17 protein-coding genes are annotated in these 19058 nt (G+C 63.9%); 5 read left to right on the forward strand and 12 right to left on the reverse strand.

Annotated elements, in window-relative coordinates; genetic code table 11:
* Nucleotides 1–47: 47 nt before the first annotated feature.
* From mltB to QN397_RS18445, 3 genes are read left to right on the forward strand one after another with little or no spacing between them, the layout of a single operon-like run.
* Entirely contained in the window at nucleotides 48–1109 is a 1062-nt protein-coding gene (mltB, locus tag QN397_RS18435; protein ID WP_416352239.1) for a lytic murein transglycosylase B, read from the forward strand.
* Nucleotides 1109–1750, forward strand: coding sequence for an N-methyl-D-aspartate receptor NMDAR2C subunit (locus QN397_RS18440; protein WP_323499074.1), 642 nt, complete (start codon nucleotides 1109–1111; stop codon nucleotides 1748–1750). Before mltB ends, QN397_RS18440 begins: the two co-directional genes overlap by 1 nt.
* 3 nt (nucleotides 1751–1753) lie before the next feature.
* The gene (locus QN397_RS18445) at nucleotides 1754–2383 is read left to right on the forward strand and encodes a tetratricopeptide repeat protein (RefSeq protein ID WP_323501624.1); all 630 of its coding nucleotides are present in this window, start codon (nucleotides 1754–1756) and stop codon (nucleotides 2381–2383) included.
* Between the two features lie 9 nt (nucleotides 2384–2392).
* On the opposite strand, the gene QN397_RS18450 is transcribed toward QN397_RS18445, so the two are convergent.
* From QN397_RS18450 to glpD, 8 genes are all read right to left on the reverse strand, one after another.
* Entirely contained in the window at nucleotides 2393–3097 is a 705-nt protein-coding gene (locus QN397_RS18450; RefSeq protein ID WP_323501625.1) for a hypothetical protein, read from the reverse strand.
* Between the two features lie 120 nt (nucleotides 3098–3217).
* Entirely contained in the window at nucleotides 3218–4948 is a 1731-nt protein-coding gene (locus QN397_RS18455; RefSeq protein WP_323499070.1) for an ABC transporter substrate-binding protein, read from the reverse strand.
* Between the two features lie 93 nt (nucleotides 4949–5041).
* The gene (locus tag QN397_RS18460) at nucleotides 5042–5350 is read right to left on the reverse strand and encodes a DUF2160 domain-containing protein (protein WP_323499068.1); all 309 of its coding nucleotides are present in this window, start codon (nucleotides 5348–5350) and stop codon (nucleotides 5042–5044) included.
* Nucleotides 5350–6162 carry a carbohydrate ABC transporter permease gene (locus QN397_RS18465; RefSeq protein WP_323501626.1) on the reverse strand — a complete coding sequence of 271 codons (813 nt, stop codon included), beginning with the start codon at nucleotides 6160–6162 and terminating at the stop codon, nucleotides 5350–5352. The genes QN397_RS18460 and QN397_RS18465 overlap by 1 nt, the downstream gene beginning before the upstream one ends.
* 82 nt (nucleotides 6163–6244) lie before the next feature.
* On the reverse strand, nucleotides 6245–7135 hold the full coding sequence (locus QN397_RS18470) for a sugar ABC transporter permease (protein ID WP_323499066.1): 891 nt from the start codon (nucleotides 7133–7135) through the stop codon (nucleotides 6245–6247).
* A gap of 58 nt (nucleotides 7136–7193) precedes the next feature.
* On the reverse strand, nucleotides 7194–8261 hold the full coding sequence (locus tag QN397_RS18475) for an ABC transporter ATP-binding protein (protein ID WP_187051474.1): 1068 nt from the start codon (nucleotides 8259–8261) through the stop codon (nucleotides 7194–7196).
* Between the two features lies 1 nt (nucleotide 8262).
* Nucleotides 8263–9336 carry an ABC transporter ATP-binding protein gene (locus QN397_RS18480; RefSeq protein ID WP_323501627.1) on the reverse strand — a complete coding sequence of 358 codons (1074 nt, stop codon included), beginning with the start codon at nucleotides 9334–9336 and terminating at the stop codon, nucleotides 8263–8265.
* Nucleotides 9337–9352: 16 nt separating this feature from the next.
* Nucleotides 9353–10996: a glycerol-3-phosphate dehydrogenase gene (glpD, locus tag QN397_RS18485; RefSeq protein ID WP_323501628.1), complete on the reverse strand. Its 1644-nt coding sequence runs from the start codon at nucleotides 10994–10996 to the stop codon at nucleotides 9353–9355.
* 101 nt (nucleotides 10997–11097) lie between these two features.
* On the opposite strand from glpD, the gene QN397_RS18490 reads away from it, so the two are divergent.
* On the forward strand, nucleotides 11098–11868 hold the full coding sequence (locus QN397_RS18490) for a DeoR/GlpR family DNA-binding transcription regulator (protein ID WP_323499063.1): 771 nt from the start codon (nucleotides 11098–11100) through the stop codon (nucleotides 11866–11868).
* Nucleotides 11869–11879: 11 nt separating this feature from the next.
* Nucleotides 11880–13409 carry a glycerol kinase GlpK gene (gene glpK / locus QN397_RS18495; RefSeq protein ID WP_323501629.1) on the forward strand — a complete coding sequence of 510 codons (1530 nt, stop codon included), beginning with the start codon at nucleotides 11880–11882 and terminating at the stop codon, nucleotides 13407–13409.
* 6 nt (nucleotides 13410–13415) lie between these two features.
* Here glpK and QN397_RS18500 read toward each other — a convergent pair whose 3' ends face one another.
* From QN397_RS18500 to QN397_RS18515, 4 genes are all read right to left on the reverse strand, one after another.
* Nucleotides 13416–13778: a response regulator gene (locus tag QN397_RS18500; RefSeq protein ID WP_323501630.1), complete on the reverse strand. Its 363-nt coding sequence runs from the start codon at nucleotides 13776–13778 to the stop codon at nucleotides 13416–13418.
* A 105-nt stretch (nucleotides 13779–13883) separates the two neighbouring features.
* Nucleotides 13884–14843 carry an alpha-E domain-containing protein gene (locus QN397_RS18505; protein WP_187051468.1) on the reverse strand — a complete coding sequence of 320 codons (960 nt, stop codon included), beginning with the start codon at nucleotides 14841–14843 and terminating at the stop codon, nucleotides 13884–13886.
* Nucleotides 14844–14880: 37 nt separating this feature from the next.
* A complete protein-coding gene (locus QN397_RS18510; protein WP_323501631.1) occupies nucleotides 14881–16383 on the reverse strand; it encodes a circularly permuted type 2 ATP-grasp protein in 1503 nt (500 codons plus the stop codon).
* A 67-nt stretch (nucleotides 16384–16450) separates the two neighbouring features.
* Nucleotides 16451–18967 carry a DNA internalization-related competence protein ComEC/Rec2 gene (locus tag QN397_RS18515; RefSeq protein WP_323501632.1) on the reverse strand — a complete coding sequence of 839 codons (2517 nt, stop codon included), beginning with the start codon at nucleotides 18965–18967 and terminating at the stop codon, nucleotides 16451–16453.
* Between the last annotated feature and the right edge of the window lie 91 nt (nucleotides 18968–19058).

The following is a 19058-nucleotide window of genomic DNA, read 5'->3' on the forward strand; positions in this document are numbered from 1 at the left end:
GGTGCATGCGCTGTTCTCTTTTGAAGCTCACTTCTTTTATCGTCGTCATGCTCGGCACCTGCATCGTCGCGACGCCGGCGACTGCGCAAAAGGCGCCGGCCAAGCGCACGATCGCGACGACGGCTGCCACAGGCCCGGCCGTCGTGCGTGGCGGCATCCCCTACGCGAACCGCGACGACGCCATGCAGTTCGCCGACGACGTGGCCGCACGGCGCGGCCTCGATCGCGAATGGGTGCGCGCCACCATCGGCAGCGCACGCTATCTGTCGAACGTGCCGCGGCTGATGCTGCCGGCGCCGGTCGGCACGCTGAAGAACTGGCGCGTCTACCGCAGCCGCTTCATCGACCCGGTGCGCATCGCGGCCGGCGTTCGCTTCTGGCGCGCCCACGCCGACACGCTGGCACGGGCCGAAGCGACCTACGGCGTGCCGCCGGAAATCATCGTCGGCATCATCGGTGTCGAGACCATCTACGGGCGCGATATGGGTCGCTTCCGTGTGATCGATGCGCTGGCCACGCTGTCGTTCGACTTTCCGCAAGGCCATCCGCGTGCAGCCGAGCGCCAGGCATTTTTTCGCGGCGAGCTCGAAAGCTTTTTGAGCACCGAAAGTCGCACCGCTGCCGATCCGCTCGCGCCGCTCGGCAGTTACGCCGGCGCCATGGGCATGCCGCAGTTCATGCCCAGCAGCATCGCCAAGTACGCGGTCGATTTCGATGGCGATGGCCGCATCGACCTGGTCAACAGCCCCGACGATGTGATCGGCTCCGTCGCCAACTACTTCAAGGCGTTCCACTGGTTGCCGGGGCGGCCCGCGACCTTCCCGGTCGGCTTCGATGAAACGCGGCTCAAGAAGACGATCTTGCTCGCGCCCGACATCCTTCCGACCTTCAGCGCAGACAGCTTCAGCGCCGCCGGTGGCGTGCTTCAGGGCGACGCGACGCGGTACGCCGGATTGCTCGCACTGATCGAACTGCAGAACGGCGGCGATGCGCCGACCTACGTCGCCGGCACGGAGAACTTCTACGCCATCACGCGCTACAACTGGTCCAGCTACTACGCGATGTCGGTGCTCGAACTGGGCGACGAGATCAAGGCGGCGATGCGCTGATGGGACCCGTGCAAGACGTCGCTGCAAAAACCCACGACACGCTGCTCGCGAACTGGCGGGCGACTTGGGCGACGCTCGGCCTGTCGTCCTCCCCCGCCCTGTTTGGAACACTGATGACTGCATGGGCCGAGCCGCAGCGCCACTACCACTCACTGCAACATCTGGCCGAATGCATCGCCTGGTTCGAGCGCGAAAAGGATGCAGCGGAACGTCCCGCGGAGATCGCACTGGCGCTGTGGTTTCACGATGCAATCTACGACGTGCACGCTCACGACAACGAAGAGCGCAGCGCCGACTGGGCACGTGACGCATTGATCGCCGCGGGTGTTTCGGTCGACGCTGCGGCTCGCATTCATTCGCTGATCCTGGCCACCCGGCACGATGCCGTTCCGGAAGGTCACGATGCAAAGCTGCTTGTCGACATCGACCTGTCGGTGCTCGGCGCGCAGACCGACCGCTTCGACGAATACGAGCGGCAGATCCGTGCCGAATACGCGCATGTGCCGCCTGAGGTTTTCGAACCGCGCCGACGAAATATCCTTCGGCACTTTTTCGATCGCGATCCGCTCTACACCACGCCCGGCATGCACGCCGCCTGCGAAGCACAGGCCAAGCGCAACCTGCGCAAAGCGATCGACTGAGCGATGGACACGCCACCGGTCCCCGCAGAGAAGTTTCTCGAACTCGCGATCCTTCATGTCAACGCCGGGCAACCCGACCGCGCACGGGTCATTTGCGACCATGCGCTGACTGCGCATCCCACGCACCCCGCGGTGCTTCAGTTGCTCGCCCAGCTGGAGTTCGACGCCGGCCAACTGGAGGACGCCAGCAGGCACATCGCTGCCAGCTTGATGGCGCGCCCGGACCATGCGCCGTCGCTTCTCGTAGCGGGCGGCGTGGCGCGGGCGCAAGGCCGCCTTGCCGACGCGGCGCACGCGCTGTCGCGGGCCGCTGCGCTGGCACCGGCGAACGGCAAGGCGTGGTTCGAACTCGCGCTGGTGCGGCAGGATTTGCGCGACTTCGACGGTGCGGCCGAAGCGCTCCGGAAGCTGCTGCGCGTGGCGCCGCCCCGGGCGGAAGTTGAAGTCAATCTCGGCATCGTGCTGCAGGAGGCAGGCCGGATGGACGAGGCCATGGACGCCTACGGCCGCGCGTACCACTTGCGCGAAGACACTTTCGGGCGCATCGCGCATGCGCTGTCGACGCCGAGTGCCGGCCGTCTCTGGCTCAACCTAGATGATTTGCGCGCCGCACTACGCGGTACCACCACATGAGCCGACAACTCAGCTCACGCGTTTGCTGCGATAGCCCTTGCGGTAGACGCCCGGCCCGGCCATGATTTTCGTGGCGACGGTTTCGTAGGCGGCGACGCGTTCGGCAGACATCGCCTCGCACGACAACGTCATCACCTCCCGCGGTACCGGGTAGCACTGGGCTACCGGCATGCCACGCGGCAACACGCCATCAAACGCGGGATCGATCCACACCGCCGGGAAGTTAATGCCGACATCGTTGAATCGATCGGCGTCGACGAGCCCTGTCACCAGCCTGAAGGGCAGGTCGTCGCGGTTGACCGGATGCACCGCCATGAGCGACCAGCCGGCATCGAGCTCGACGGTCCAGAAGCTGTTGAACTTGAGCGCCGACCGCCCACCGTGCGCGAGCGGTGAACCGGCGATCTGTTCGGGCACATGAAAACTGAGCGGCGCGCGTGGGTGACCGGGCACGGTCAGCGCGGGCAGTGGCCAGTCCCAGCTGAACTGCCCCGCCTTCACCGTCACGTCGCAAGGCAGCAGCAGCACGAAGCCGTGCGTCATTGCGTCGACGAAGGGCGGGCACTGCTTGACTGTGCGAATGCTGCGCTGGTGCACCGCCGACTCTGCCCTCGGCGCCATCCGGCGCAACCAGTCCGGCAGCATCGCCTTGGCCGCCACGGGGCGCGGCAGCAAGTCGATCAATGCGGGATCGCAACGAAAAATGATGTTCATGGGAGCGCGTTGGAGTATGCCGCCTGCGGTCGGCAAAACGCCCTGCCGATCACAGAGATCGACAGGGCGCGAGCCCCGCACGAGGCGGGTACGGGGCGAGGTCGGCGAGCCGATGCGGGTTTAGCGCACGCGGCCTTCCTTCCATGCGGTCAACAACTTTTCGTAGGCGACCGTCTCACCCTTTGGCTTTTCGTTCGCAAGCTTCTTCCAGGGCGCATGTTCGCTGCTCAGCCACTTCGAAGGATCGCTCTTCGGATTGAGCTTGGGCGGGCAGTTGGCCATGCCAGCGCGCTGCAGGCGACCCATCACGTCGTCCATCTCGTTGGCCAGGTTGTCCATGGCGGCCTGCGGCGTCTTCTCGCCCGTCACGGCCACGGCCACGTTCTTCCACCAGAGCTGGGCCAGCTTCGGATAGTCGGGCACGTTGTTGCCGGTCGGCGTCCACGCCACCCGGGCCGGGCTGCGATAGAACTCGATCAGGCCACCGTACTTCGCCGCGTTCTGCGTGAAATAGTCGGAGCGAATGTCGCTGTCACGGATGAAGGTCAGCCCGACGATCGACTTCTTCAGCGAAGTCGTCTTGGAGGTGACGAATTGCGCGTAGAGCCATGCTGCGGTCGCACGGTCTGGGTCATTGGACTTCAGGAAAGTCCACGAGCCCACGTCCTGGTAGCCGTTCTGCATGCCGTCTTTCCAGTACGGGCCATGCGGGCCGGGAGCCATGCGCCACTTGGGCGTACCGTCGGCGTTCACCACCGGCAAGCCCTGCTTGATCATGTCGGCCGTGAAGGCGGTGTACCAGAACACCTGCTGCGCGATCTGCCCTTGCGCTGGCACCGGTCCGGACTCGCCGAAGGTCATGCCCATGGCTTCCTTGGGCGCGTACTTCTTCATCCAGTCGATGTACTTGGTCAGCGCGTAGACGGCTGCCGGCGAGTTGGTGGCACCACCGCGTGCCACCGAGGCGCCGACCGGCGTGCAGTTGTCGGCTGCGACACGGATGCCCCACTCGTCGATTGGCAATCCGTTCGGGATGCCCTTGTCGGCGGCGCCAGCCATCGACAGCCAGGCATCGGTGAAACGCCAGCCCAGCGACGGGTCCTTTTTGCCGTAGTCCATGTGGCCATAGATCGGCTTGCCGTCGATGGTCTTCACGTCTTCGCTGAAGAAGGCCGCGATGTCTTCGTAGGCCGACCAGTTGATCGGCACGCCGAGGTCGTAGCCGTACTTGGCCTTGAACTTGTCCTGCAGGTCCTTGCGCGCGAACAGGTCGGCGCGGAACCAGTACAGGTTGGCGAACTGTTGGTCTGGCAACTGGTACAGCTTTTTATCGGGCGCCGTGGTGAAGCTGGTGCCGATGAAGTCTTTCAGGTCGAGCCCGGGATTGGTGTAATCCTTCCAGGCGCCGGTCATCTGGTCGCTCAGCGCCAGTGCGGTGCCGTAGCGGTAGTGGGTACCGATGTGGTCGGAGTCGTTGATCCAGCCGTCATAGATCGACTTGCCCGACTGCATCGAGGTCTGCAGTTTCTCCACCACATCGCCCTCCTGGATGATGTCGTGCTTGACCTTGATGCCGGTGATTTCCTCGAAAGCCTTGGCAAGCGTCTTCGATTCGTACTCGTGCACCGTCAGCGTCTCCGACACGACCGAGATTTCCTTCACGCCCTTGGCTTGAAGTTTCTTGGCCGCATCGATGAACCACTTCATCTCTTCCATCTGCTTGTCTTTGGACAAGGTCGACGGCTGAAATTCGGTGTCGATCCACTTCTTGGCTTCCGCCTCGCCAGCCCATGCGCCGTGCGTGGCGAACATCGCCGCCGCGAGAGCCAGGGCGTTGTAACGCATCTTCATTTGAATGTCTCCTCGGTTGTCGCTTCCCCTCCTGTTTGGAATCCTCGGCGGCTCTGGGGAAGCAACGAGCCGGATTCACCTCCTGAAATTCAGTCAGCCCTTTCGCATCACCAATGCGAGCACCCCCATCGACAGTACGAAGCTGATCCAGATCGATGGCTCGGCTTCCAGGCTCATCCATTCTTGAAACTTGCCCGCGAGGCCGATGAAGATGAGGTTCAGAAACGCTGCTGTGAGCAGGCCTATGAACAGGCGATCGCCACGGGTCGTTTCGATCGGCAACCAGCCGCGCCGCAACGTGGTGGGCGACTTGAATTCCCATACAGTCATACCGACCAGCATGAGGCCGATGCACGAGAAGAAAACGGCCACCGGGGTGGTCCAGACCATCCATTGAAACATCAGACTCTCCCCATCGCGAAGCCCTTGGCAATGTAGTGACGCACGAACCAGATCACGATCGCGCCCGGCACGATAGTGAGCACGCCGGCTGCCGCCAGCGTGGCCCAGTCCATGCCCGAGGCACTCACGGTGCGCGTCATGGTGGCAACGATAGGTTTGGCATTCACGCTGGTCAGCGTGCGTGCCAGCAGCAGTTCGACCCAGCTGAACATGAAGCAGAAGAACGCCGCCACGCCCACGCCGGCCTTGATCAGCGGCAAGAAGATGCGAATGAAAAAGCGCGGGAAAGAGTAGCCGTCGATATAGGCTGTTTCGTCGATTTCGCGCGGGATACCGCTCATGAAGCCTTCCAGAATCCACACCGCCAGCGGCACGTTGAACAGCAGGTGGGCCAGCGCCACGCCCAGGTGCGTGTCCATCAGGCCGACCGTCGAATAGAGCTGGAAGAACGGCAGCAGGAACACCGCGGGCGGCGTCATGCGGTTGGTCAGCAACCAGAAGAACACGTGCTTGTCGCCAAGGAACGAGTAGCGCGAAAAGGCATAGGCAGCGGGCAGCGCCACGGTGAGCGAGATCACCGTGTTGATGCCGACATAGATCAGGCTGTTGATGTAGCCGGAATACCAAGACTCGTCCGTAAAAATCTTCACATAGTTAGCCCAGGTGAAGGCGTGCGGCAAGAACGAGAAGCTCGACAGGATTTCCTCGTTGGTCTTGAAGCTCATGTTCACCATCCAGTAGATGGGCAGCAGCGCGAACACGATGTAGAGCACCAGAAAGATGCTGCGTTTCTGAAACCGGTTTTCGTTCATGTTGACCTCCACGCTCGGCACTTCGTGTCCTCGCTGCCCCCCGAGGGGGCGCAAGCTTGTTTGGGGCGGCCCTGCACTGCGCTCACTGCTCCACCTCCACCTGCTGCGTGCCGACCCGCTGCATCCAGTTGTAGAGGATGAAGCAGAGCAGCAAGATGATCAAAAAGTAGATCAGCGAAAAGGCTGCTGCCGGACCCAGGTCGAACTGGCCCACTGCTTTCTGCGTAAGGTACTGGCTCAGAAAGGTCGTTGCATTGCCGGGGCCGCCGCCGGTCAATACGAAAGGCTCGGTGTAGATCATGAAGCTGTCCATGAAGCGCAACAGCACTGCGATCATCAGCACGCCGCGCATCTTGGGCAACTGGATAAAGCGGAACACCGCGAACTTGCTCGCACCGTCGATACGGGCCGCCTGGTAGTAAGCATCGGGAATCGAGCGCAGGCCGGCATAGCCGAGCAGCGCCACCAGCGGCGTCCAGTGCCAGACGTCCATCACAAGCACGGTGAGCCAGGCGTCGAGCGAATCGCCGGTGTAGTTGAAGCTGATCCCCAACCACTGCAGCGTCGCACCGAGCAGGCCGATGTCGGTCCGCGCATAGATCTGCCAGATGGTGCCGACCACGTTCCACGGAATCAACAACGACAGCGCGACCAGCACCAGCACCGCCGACGACTTCCATCCCTTGGCCGGCATCGACAGCGCGAGCATGATGCCGAGCGGAATCTCCACCAGCAGGACGGCGATGGAGAACGTGAGTTGCCGCCACAGTGCTTCATGCAGCTCGCTGTCGCGCATCACGGAGGCGAACCACTCGGTGCCGACGAACACGCGCCGCTCGGGTGAGATGATGTCCTGCACCGAATAGTTGACCACCGTCATCAACGGAATGATGGCCGAGAAGGCGACGCAGATGAGCACTGGCAGCACGAGCCACCATGCCTTCTGGTTGACAGGTTTCGTCGTGGTGCTCATGGCAAAACCTTCGTGCTGCGCACTTCGTTACTGTTCATCGTGGGAGCGGCCCAGCGTCTCATACCAATTCCTCGTCGCGGTAGTAGCAGGTGTGGGCGTCCAGCACTTTGAGCCAGACGGTGTCGCCGACCTTCGGTGGAAGCGTTTCTGAACTGAGGCGTGCCTTGAGCCTCGTGCCCCCGGCCTCTGCGCTCAGCATCGAATGGGTGCCCACGTCCTGCACCTGAGTGACGGTCGCGGGCACGGCGCCGGGCGCTTGCGCCGCTGCCATGCGCAGGTACTCGGGACGAATGCCCAGCTTGAGCGCACCATCGGGCAGTTCGCGCATCGCGGCGAGTCGTGTTCCCGCGACCTCGATACCGCCTCCGATGCTTTGCGCAGGGAGAAAGTTCATGCCGGGCGATCCGATGAAATGGCCAACGAAGGTATGCGCCGGCCGTTCGAAAAGCGCCTCCGCGCTGCCCACCTGCACTGCCTTGCCGCGCGTCATCACCACCACCTCTTCGGCGAAAGTGAGTGCCTCGACCTGGTCGTGCGTCACGTAGATCAGCGTCAGCTTCAGTTCGCGGTGGATCTGCTTGAGCTTGCGTCGCAACTGCCACTTGAGGTGCGGATCGATGACGGTGAGCGGCTCATCGAACAGCACGGCAGACACGTCGCTGCGCACCAGGCCGCGACCGAGCGATATCTTTTGCTTGGCGTCGGCCGCGAGCCCCGACGCGCGCTGGTTCAGCTGACCGCTCATGTCGAGCATCTCGGCAATTTCGCCGACCCGCTTCTTGATCTGGTCGGCCGGCACCTTGCGGTTGCGCAGCGGAAACGCCAGGTTCTCGGCCACGGTCATGGTGTCGTAGATCACCGGGAACTGGAACACCTGCGCGATGTTGCGTTCCTGCGGGCTGGCATGTGTCATGTCGCGACCATCGAAAGTGACGGTGCCTTGCGACGGCACCAGCAGGCCCGAGATCACATTCAGCATGGTCGTCTTGCCGCAGCCCGAGGGACCGAGCAACGCGTAGGCGCCGCCATCGCGAAAGCTCATCTTGAGCGGCAGCAGCGCGTAATCGCTGTCTTGCGTCGGGTTGGCACGGTAGGCGTGCGCCAGGTCGAGGTCGATGCGGGCCATGTCAGCTTCCTTTGCGCCACAACGGCGCGACCGCCAGCTGCCCCGCCGCGTCGAAAACGTAAGCGCGCGCGGCATTGAAATACAGCGTGATCGAGGCGCCCAGTTCGAAGCGGTGCACGCCGGTCAGCTGCGCCACCAGTTCGCCGACGGCGGTTTCGACGTGGACGAAGGTGTCGGAACCGGATATCTCTGCCAGCTCGACCTTGCCGGGCAAGGCGATGTCGCCTTCCCCATCGCCGACGTTGAGCGCACTCGAGCGCAGGCCCACGGTGACCGCACCTGAAACGTTGGGCGGCACTGCCATGCGCAGCAGGGGGCCGGTCGTGAGTTGGACACCGCCGTCGACGGCGGTGCCGGCCAGCAGGTTCATCGGCGGATCGCTGAAGGCGCGCGCCACTCGCAGCGATTGCGGCGCGTGGAACACTTCGGCAGTGGGACCGTACTGCAGCAGTTCGCCTGCATCCATGACCGCGGTGTAGCCACCCAGCAGCAGCGCTTCGCCGGGCTCGGTCGTGGCGTAGATCACGGTCGAATCACCGCTGGCGAACAGCTGTGTGAGTTCTTCGCGCAGACCTTCGCGCAGCTTGTAGTCGAGGTTGACCAGCGGCTCGTCGAGCAGCATCAGCGGCGCGTTCTTGGCCAGTGCGCGCGCCAGCGCCACGCGCTGCTGCTGGCCGCCCGACAGCTCGGCCGGCAAGCGCTCCAGGAACATGCCGATGTGCAGCTTGTCGGCCAGCGCCCGCACCTTGGCGTCGATGTCCTTTTCACCGCGCAGCTTCAGCGGCGAGGCGATGTTGGCTGCCACCGTGAGCGACGGATAGTTGATGAACTGCTGATAGACCATCGCGACATTGCGCTCCCGCACCGGCATGCCGGTGACGTCTTTTCCGTCGACCAAAACCTTGCCCTCGGTCGGTGTGTCCAGGCCTGCCATCAGGCGCATCAGGCTGGTCTTGCCGGCCTGCGTGGCACCGAGCAGCACCGTCACGGCGCCGCTGCGCGGGGCTATGCTTTGCTCATAGAGCCATGTTTGGGCACCCACCTTCTTGGTGACCCGCTCGAGTGTCAATTGCATTCAGTGCCTCCCTGCGTCAGTTATTTTTCGCGTTGGCATGCAGCCAGGCGGCGACTTGTTCTTGTTGCACCGAGGTGTAGTGCAGACCGAGCTTGGAGCGACGCCACAAGACATCGTCTGCGTTCACTGCCCATTCGTGGTCTCGCAGGAAGCGCAGTTCGCGCTCGTGCAGACCGGGCGAGACCGCGGCGCCCATGTCCAGCATCGACACGGCCGGCCCGATAAGGTCCACCACGCGAGCGCCGTAGGCACGCGCCAGCCGGCGTGCCAGCGACACCTCCAGCCAGGGATAGCGGGCCTGGACAGCGATGACGAAACGCTCGAAGTCGTCGTCGGGTCGTGTGGGCGCTCCGATAAAACCAGAAAGGTCGCCACCCGCCATGAAGGCGCCATCGGTCCACGCGGGCCGCTTGGTGCTGTCTTCGCCCAGCATCTTGCCGACCTCGTCGGCAGCGTCTTCCGCCAGCTTGCGAAACGTCGTGATCTTCCCGCCCCACACCGACAGCAGCGGCGCGGCATTCGTGCTGGACTCCAGCATGTAGTCCCGCGTGACGGCCGAAGGATCGCCCGATTCGTCGTCGAGCAGAGGCCGCACGCCAGAGTAGGTCCACACGACGTCGGCAGGGACGATGGGCTTCTCGAAGTAGCGACTGGCCTGGTCGCAAAGATAGGAAATCTCGTCGTCACCAATCTTTGCGGCACCCGGATCGTTACCGGTGAGCTCGATGTCGGTCGTGCCGATCAGGGTGAAATCCTGCTCGTACGGAATCGCAAAAATGATGCGCTTGTCGGGGTTCTGAAAGATGTAGGCGTGGTCGTGTTCGAAGAGGCGCTTGACCACGATGTGGCTGCCCTTGACCAGCCGCAGACTTTTGGTTGCGAGCGACTCGCCTCTGGCCGAATGCGCCACACCGCGCAAGAACGCCTCCGCCCACGGGCCGGCCGCATTGACCACCGCGCGAGCCCGTATCGACCGTTGACCCGTGGGGCCCTCCACCGTCGCGACCCAGTGGTCGGCGCCCCGCTGCGCGCTGATGCATCGGGTGCGTGTCAGTACCTCGGCGCCCTTGGCGCGTGCGTCGATCGCGTTGAGGACCACGAGCCGCGCGTCATCGACCCAGCCATCGGAATAAACGAAGCCGCGCCGGTAGGACTTCTTGAGCGGCACACCCGCCGCATGCTTGCGCAGGTCGATGTTGCGCGAGCCGGGCAACACTTCGCGTTTGGCCAGGTGGTCGTACATGAACAGGCCGAGACGGATCATCCAGGCAGGTCGCATCGATGGGTCGTGCGGCATCACGAAGCGCAGCGGCCACATGATGTGCGGTGCGCTCTTGAGGAGCACTTCGCGCTCCTGCAAGGATTTGCGCACCATCGAAAACTCGTAATACTCCAGGTAGCGCAGACCGCCGTGGATGAGCTTGGTCGACGACGACGAAGTGTGCGCAGCGAGATCGTCTTTTTCGCAGAGCACCACGCGCCAGCCGCGGCCGGCCAAGTCGCGTGCAATGCCGCAGCCATTGATGCCACCGCCTACGATGAGCACATCGCAGTCGGTCTCGGATTCGGGCAGTGAAGAAGAAATATCGCTCACGAGGGTGCCTGGTTGGCTGTGATTTCGAACACGCAATCGGGGTTGCGTGTGTTCGTTTTTTTTCATTCTGGCTCCTTACGACGCGATTAGGGTCAGAGTTTTCCCTTAATCGGATTCGTTTCTTTTCGTTCTAAAGTGACACGACTCGCGTTTCAACCACTTCCCAAGTGAACTCCAACCCTCGCCAGATCAACCTGCTCGACACCGTGCGCGCCCGCGGCACGGTGACGGTCGAGCAGCTCGCCGAGATGCTCGGCGTGACCCTGCAGACGGTGCGCCGCGACGTGCAGCGGCTGGCCGACGAAGGTCTGCTGACGCGCTTCCACGGTGGCGTTCGCGTGCCGAGTTCGACCACCGAGAACATCGGCTATCCGCAGCGGGCCTCTCTCAACGCCGAAGGCAAGATACGCATCGCGCGCGCCGTCGCCGAGCAGGTGCCGAACGACTGCTCGTTGATCCTGAACATCGGCACGACGACCGAGGCCATCGCACAACAACTGCTGCGTCACACCGGGCTGCGCGTGATCACCAACAACCTCAACGTCGCGACCATCCTGAGTGGCAACCCGGCTTGCGAGGTCATCGTCGCGGGCGGCTCGGTGCGGGCACGCGACCGCGCGATCGTGGGCGAAGCGACCATCGATTTCATCCGTCAGTTCAAGGTCGACATCGCGTTGATCGGGGTGTCGAGCATCGAGTCCGACGGCTCGCTGCGCGACTTCGACCTGCGTGAAGTGAAGGTCGCGCAGACCATCATTGCGCAGGCGCGAGAGGTCTGGCTCGCGGCCGATGCCAGCAAGTTCAACCGGCCCGCGATGATCGAACTGGGCACGCTTTCGCAGATCGATTGCCTTTTCACCGACGCCGATCCGCCCTCGCCCTTTCCTGCACTGCTCGAGCGCGCACAAGTGCGTTGCAACATCGCTCGCGCCAATTGAAGGCTTCCGCCATGACTTCCGCGACGAACTCCGGCACGCCTTCTGGCGCGCCCTATCTGCTTGCACTCGACCAGGGCACGTCCAGCTCCCGCAGCATCGTGTTCGACCGAGAAGGACACATCGTCGCGCTGGCGCAGCAGGAGCTGACACAAATCTATCCCCAGCCCGGCTGGGTCGAGCACGACCCGCGCGAAATCTGGCGCAGCCAGCTCGCCACGGCGCGCGACGTACTCACAAAGGCGAAGCTGGACGCCAAGGACATCCACGCCATCGGCATCACCAACCAGCGCGAAACCACCGTGCTGTGGAACCGTAAGACCGGCGAGCCGGTACACAACGCCATCGTCTGGCAAGACCGCCGCGCCGAACCGATGTGCGCCCAACTGCGCCAAGACGGACTCACCGACACCATCCGCGACAAGACCGGCCTGGTGATCGATGCGTACTTCTCCGGTACCAAGCTGCGCTGGCTGCTCGACAACGTGCCCGGCGCACGTGCCGCGGCCGATCGGGGCGAACTCGCTTTCGGCACCGTCGACAGCTGGCTCATGTGGCAGCTCACCGGCGGCAAGGCGCATGTCACCGATGTCAGCAACGCATCGCGCACCATGCTCTTCAACGTCCACCAAAACCGGTGGGACGCCGACCTCCTCCGCGCCCTCGATATCCCCGCCTCGCTGATGCCCACGGTGCAACCATCGAGCTCGCATTTCGCCGATATCGACGCCGGTTTGCTCGGCCGATCGCTGCCGATCGGCGGCGTTGCGGGCGACCAGCAAAGCGCCCTTTTCGGTCAGGCGTGCTTCGACGCCGGCATGGCCAAGAACACCTACGGCACCGGCTGCTTCTTGCTGATGCACACGGGCGAAGCATTCCGGCCCTCGCAAAACGGCCTGCTGGTCACCAGCGCCGCACAGATCGACGCCACGCCGCGCTTTGCGATGGAGGGCAGCGTCTTCGTCGGCGGTGCGGTCGTGCAGTGGTTGCGTGACGGACTGAAGGCAATCAAGGGCAGCGCCGAGGTGCAGTCGCTGGCCGAGAGCGTGCCCGACGCGGGCGGCGTGATGATGGTGCCGGCCTTCACCGGACTCGGCGCACCCTACTGGAATGCCGATGCGCGCGGCACCATCACTGGCCTCACGCGCGGCACGACCGTCGCGCACATCGCTCGCGCCGCGCTTGAAAGCATTGCCTACCAGAGCGCCGCACTGTTGCAGGCGATGAGCCGGGATGCGGTTGCGGCGGGCGGCCAGCCGGTGGCAGAACTTCGCGTCGACGGCGGCGCTTCTGTCAACGATTTGCTGATGCAGTTTCAGGCTGACCTCCTCGGAATTCCGGTGGTGCGCCCCGAAGTGACCGAGACGACGGCCCTCGGCGCTGCGTACCTTGCGGGCCTGTCGACAGGCGTCTACAGCGACGTGGCACAGCTCACGAAGCTGTGGAAAGTGGAGCGGCGATTCTTGCCGACGATGGAACGGCCGCAGGCTGAAGAAGCGATGGCGCGCTGGGCACACGCAGTACGTCGCGCAACGCTCGCCTGAAAGATTTCAGGCAGCGCAAAACGCGTAGAACGCTTCCAGCTCTTCGGATTTGTCGAACACGGCGTCGGCGCCCAGCTTCTTGCACCACTTGCGCACGCTGGTGTTGGGGGTGTTGGTCAGAACCACGACGCGTTGTTGCGGCCTGCGGTCGCGGCAGCAGCGCAGTACTGCGAGGCCAGAGCCTTCCTGCAGGAACAAGTCAGCGATCACCATATCCCAGGCCGCCTGGTTGTTATTCAACCAGTGGCAGGCATCGGCCTCCGATTCGGCCACACCGACCACTCGGCAGTCCGGCAACTCCTGCAGCATTGGGATTAACTGGTCGCGAATACGCTGGTGGTCTTCGACGAGATAGATACGGAGTGTCATAAGCGCCTCTCGGACGCCTAAGTCTAAGAACCGACATACTGGTTGCAGCGTCGTCCGCCTCACCCGGTGCGGGTAGGCGACAGCCGCGCAACGGCCTCCACTTTCTCAGTGTGCCGTCGGCACCAGGAAGTCCTGGCTGATGCGGCCACCGATTTCGTTCACCCGATCCAGGAACTGGGTCAGGTACGCGTGCAACCCCGTCGCCAAAATCTCGTCGACTCGCGCGAACTGCAGGTCGGCCAGCAGCTTGCCGGCACGGCGTTGCGTCTCGGCGCTCTGGTCATTGGCAACCTTGGCGAGGTTGTTAACGACCTCGTGCAGGCACGCGTGCAAAGAACGCGGCATGTCGGGGCGCAGCATCAACAGCTCGGCCACGCGCTCGGGCTTGATGACGTCGCGATAGACCTTGCGATACACCTCGAAGGCCGACACGCTGCGCAGGATCGCGCTCCAGTGATAGAAGTCGTACTCCTGATCTTCTTCGGTCGCAGTGCCGAAGAACTCGCTGTTCAGCGCATGGAACTTGACGTCGATGAGGCGTGCCGTGTTGTCGGCGCGCTCCAAGAACGTGCCAAGGCGAGCAAAGTAGAACGCTTCGTCTTGCAGCATCGTGCCGAGCGTGACGCCGCGCGACAGGTGCGAGCGGAACTTGACCCATTCGAAGAACTGCGCAGGGTCACGTTCGAAGTCGCCCGCACGCAGCATGCGATTCACTTCGAGCCAGGTGGTGTTCTGCGTCTCCCAAGCCTCGGTGGTAAGCGCGCCGCGCACCGCCCGTGCGTTCTCGCGCGCAGCCCGCAGGCAAGACAAGATCGACGACGGATTGCCCTCGTCCTTGACCATGAACTCCATCACCTCGCCGGGCACGATCTGCTCGTGCTTCTTGTTGTACGCCGGCAGGAGCTCGCTGATCGACAGCAAGCCTTGCCAGCCGTACTTGGCCACTTCGGCCGATTGCGGCAGCAGCGACGTCTGGTAGTTGACGTCGAGCATGCGGGCCGTGTTCTCGGCCCGTTCGGTGTAGCGCGACATCCAGTAGAGGTGGTCGGCGGTGCGTGACAGCATCGATGTTCTCCGTTGTTCTCTTCGAGGCTTCGCGTGTCTACGCGGCAGCCGACTGGCTTTGGGACTGCGCCTGCGAAGGCTTGCGCGGCGTGCGCTCGGCTTCCAGAATCCAAGTGTCCTTGGTGCCGCCGCCCTGCGACGAATTCACCACGAGCGAGCCCTCCTTGAGCGCCACGCGCGTCAGGCCGCCGGGCACCATCTGCACTTCCTTGGCGGACAGCACGAAAGGCCGCAAGTCGATGTGCCGCGGCGCGATGCCGGCATCGACGAAAGTCGGCGAGGTCGACAGGCTCAAGGTCGGCTGCGCGATGTAGCCTTCGGGATTGGCAATGACGGCCTTCTTGAACTCTTCGATCTCGGCCTGCGTCGCCGCCGGGCCGATCAACATGCCATAGCCGCCGGCGCCATGAACCTCCTTCACGACGAGGTCCTTCATGTTGTCGAGCGTGTATTGCAACTCGTCCTTGTTGCGGCACATGTAGGTCGGTACGTTCTTCAGGATCGGCTTTTCGCCGAGGTAGAACTCGATCATCTTGGGCACGTACGGATAGATCGATTTGTCATCCGCCACGCCAGTGCCGACGCCGTTGCAGATCACCACGTTGCCGTTGCGATAGGCGCGCATCAGGCCAGTGCAACCGAGCGTCGATGTGGGGCGGAAGACTTCAGGGTCGAGGAAGTCGTCGTCGACGCGGCGGTAGATGACGTCGACGCGCTTCGGGCCGCGCGTGGTGCGCATGTAGACGAAGTCGTCCTTGACGAAGAGGTCTTGCCCTTCGACGAGTTCGATGCCCATCTGCTGCGCCAGGAACGCATGCTCGAAGTAGGCGCTGTTGTACATGCCGGGCGTGAGCACGACCACCGTGGGCTCGGCCGTTGCCGCCGGTGCGCTGGCGCGCAATGTTTCGAGCAGAAGGTCGGGGTAATGCGCGACGGGCGCGACGCGGTTCTGATTGAACAGGTCGGGGAACAGCCGCATCATCATCTTGCGGTTTTCCAGCATGTAGCTCACGCCGCTCGGCACCCGCAGGTTGTCTTCGAGCACGTAGTACTCGCCGTTGCCGTCGGCATCGGGCGCACGCACGATGTCGATGCCGGAGATGTTCGAGTAGATGTTGTTGGGCAGACTCACGCCCATCATCTCGGGGCGAAACTGCGCGTTGTTCAGGATCTGCTCAGCCGGAATGATGCCGGCCTTGATGATGTCCTGGTCGTGATAGACGTCGTACAAGAACCGGTTGAGCGCCGTGACGCGTTGCACCAGGCCCTTTTCCATGCTCTCCCATTCGTGGGCCGGAATGATGCGCGGCAGCAGATCGAAAGGGATCAAACGCTCGGTGCCTGCGCCGTCTTCGTCCTTGGCGCCATACACCGCGAAGGTGATGCCGACGCGCCGAAAGATCATTTCGGCCTCTTCACGCCGTTGGCGCATGACCTCGCCGGGTTGCTTGCCCAGCCATTGGTCGTAGCGCTGGTAGTGGCCGCGGATTGCTGCTCCCGCGTAGGGAAGCTTCTCGTACATCTCGTCGAATTTGTGCATGGAACGACCAATCTCCTTCGCACATAGCTTAGCAAGTTCAAGGCCTGAAAACGCGCTGCTGCACGCTTTAAGGAACGTGGTGATGCCAGTAACGACGCCCGATCGTGCGCTCGCATTTCCATGCCTGTGGCGATTCGCTGTGCCAGTGCACTGCCCCGCAGTGCGGCGAGTCGACGACTGCCGCATTGCGGGCCACGTAGCGCGCACGCACCTCTTCCGCAGGATGGCCAAAGCGGTTTCGGTAGCCCGACTGCACGATGGCAAGCGATGGGGACACGGCGTCGAGCATGACGGCGGTCGACGAGGTCTTGCTGCCGTGGTGCGGCACGAGCAGAACGTCTGCGGCGAGGCCCGGCTCGCGTCGCACCAGCGCAGCCTCCTGATCGCGCTCGACATCGCCAGCAAGGATCGCGGTGGCGCGGCCGTTGCTGATGCGCAGCACGCAAGACAACGCGTTCGGCTTGGCCGTCAGCGTGTAGTCGTCCGCGAGAGGGTGAAGTATCTCGAAGCGAACACCGTCCCATTCCCAATGCTTGCCGGCAACGCATCGCTCCGCTGGCCGCAGCGCCTGCAACGGGTGCGTCGCCTCGATCGAACTCAACAGTGCTGCCTGCGGCTGCATCGCCAGCACCGCAGGCGCGCCGCCGGTGTGGTCGATGTCTCGGTGGCTCAAGACCACCTTGTCGAGCCGCTCGTCCATGGCGCGCAGCAACGGCACGATGACGCGGTGGCCGGCATCGCTTTCGAGGCTGTAGCGCGGCCCGCTGTCGTACAAGAGGCTGTGTGCGGCGGTACGAACGAGCACCGCATTGCCCTGCCCGATATCGACTGCGAGCAGTTCGAACTCGCTGCCTGGCGGTCGCGGCGTCTGCCAGAGCAGCACCGGCAGCAACAGCGGCAGGCCGAGCGCGCGCATCGACCAGGGCAGCCGCATGGCCACCAGCACACCGCCCGCTACGCCGCAAACCGCCATCCATATCGGCGGCACCGCCATCGACACCGTGGCGAAAGGCATCGAGGCGAGCCATTGCAACAGTAGCGCCAACGCTTGCACCGACCAGGCCGCGACGGTCCACAGCGGCGTGACGACGACGCCGCCCATCGCCAGCGGCGTCACGACCAGCGTGACCCATGGAATCGCGATGGCATTGGCGGCCAGCCCGACCACCGACACCTGCTGGAACAGCAACACGCTCAACGGCGTGAGCGCCAGCGTGACGACCCACTGCTCGCGCAAGGTGCGAGCCAGATGGCCGGCCACGCCACCCCTGGCGACAGTGGCCGCACCCCCATCGGTCGCAAAGAGCACGCCCACCGCGACGAAGCTGAGCCAGAAGCCGGCTTGCATCAAAGCCCACGGATCGATCGCCACCACCACCGCGCAGACCAGCAACCAGACGTGCGGCCAAGGCCAGCGCCGGCCCGTCAGGCGCAACAGCGCGACCGTTGCGAGCATCCAGATCGTGCGTTGCGATGGAACGCCCCAGCCGCTGAAAAGCGCGTAGCCCGCCGCCAACAACACGCCACCGACCAGCGCAGCGTGCGGCGCGGGCCACATCAGCATGAGCCGGTTACTGCGCCGCCACAGCGCGCCGACCAGCAGCGCGGCAAGCCAGGCGAACATGGTGATGTGCAAGCCTGAAATGCTCATCAAATGGGCGACGCCGGTGGCACGAAAGACATCCCAGTCGGCTCGATCGATCGCGTTCTGATCGCCGGTGATGAGCGCCGCGATGACGCCGGCCAACTTGCGATCCGGCACGTGCGTGAACACGGCATCGCGCACCGACTCGCGCCCACGCTCGATCGGGTGCTGCCATGTATCGGCAAGGCGCAAGGGGGCCGCATCGCCCGCGCCGGTGCGCACGTAGCCGTTGGCCTGCAAGCCCTGCTCCCACATCCACAACTCGAAGTCGTAGCCATGCGGGTTCGAGCTGCCATGCGGTGCCTTGAGCCGCACGGTCATGCGCCAGCGTTCGCCTGCGTGCAGGGGGCCGGGTGCAACCGCAGGTCGGGTGCGCGCGCCATCGTCGGATGCATTGCCCCACGCCGAGGTGTTGGCGGCATACCAACCGAGAGCGATGCCCGGCGGCACGACAGGTGCGGCCGGTGCCGTCCGTGTGGCCCGTGTCGGTCCGGACGAGTCGTCGTCGTTTGCGGGCGCGGACGTTTGCATGGCCCATCGTGCCGATGCGACTTCCAACCGGAAGCGCGTACCCGTCTCACTGTGCTGCGGCATCTGCGCCACCACGCCCTCGACCACGACATCACGGCCTTCGAGTGCCGGGGCGAGCGCGTCACGCAAATAGCTTGCAGCGCGCCATCCGGCGGACCCAGCGCCGGCCAGCATGCCCGCCGCACACGCGATGACGAGCAGGAGACTGCGGAGCCTGGTCGTGTCCGCTCGAATCCGTGCCATCAGGCACAACCCGACCACGCCGACAGCCAGAAAAGCCGCGTAAACAACTGCATTCCAGAGCTCGCCCTGTTGCAACTGCACGACAGCGCCAGCGACCGAACCCGCCAGTGCGGCAAAGGCACCGCGGCCGCGCACCCCCGTGTCCGACTCCGCGTCGGCGCTCACGAACGCACACCCGCAGCGCCACAAAACCGACGCACGCGTGTGCTCAGATCCACTCCCTGTGGCATGACTTGAATCACTCCCTGATCAATCT

The organism is Variovorax sp. RTB1 (assembly GCF_035018765.1).
Taxonomy (GTDB): Bacteria; Pseudomonadota; Gammaproteobacteria; order Burkholderiales; family Burkholderiaceae_C; genus Variovorax.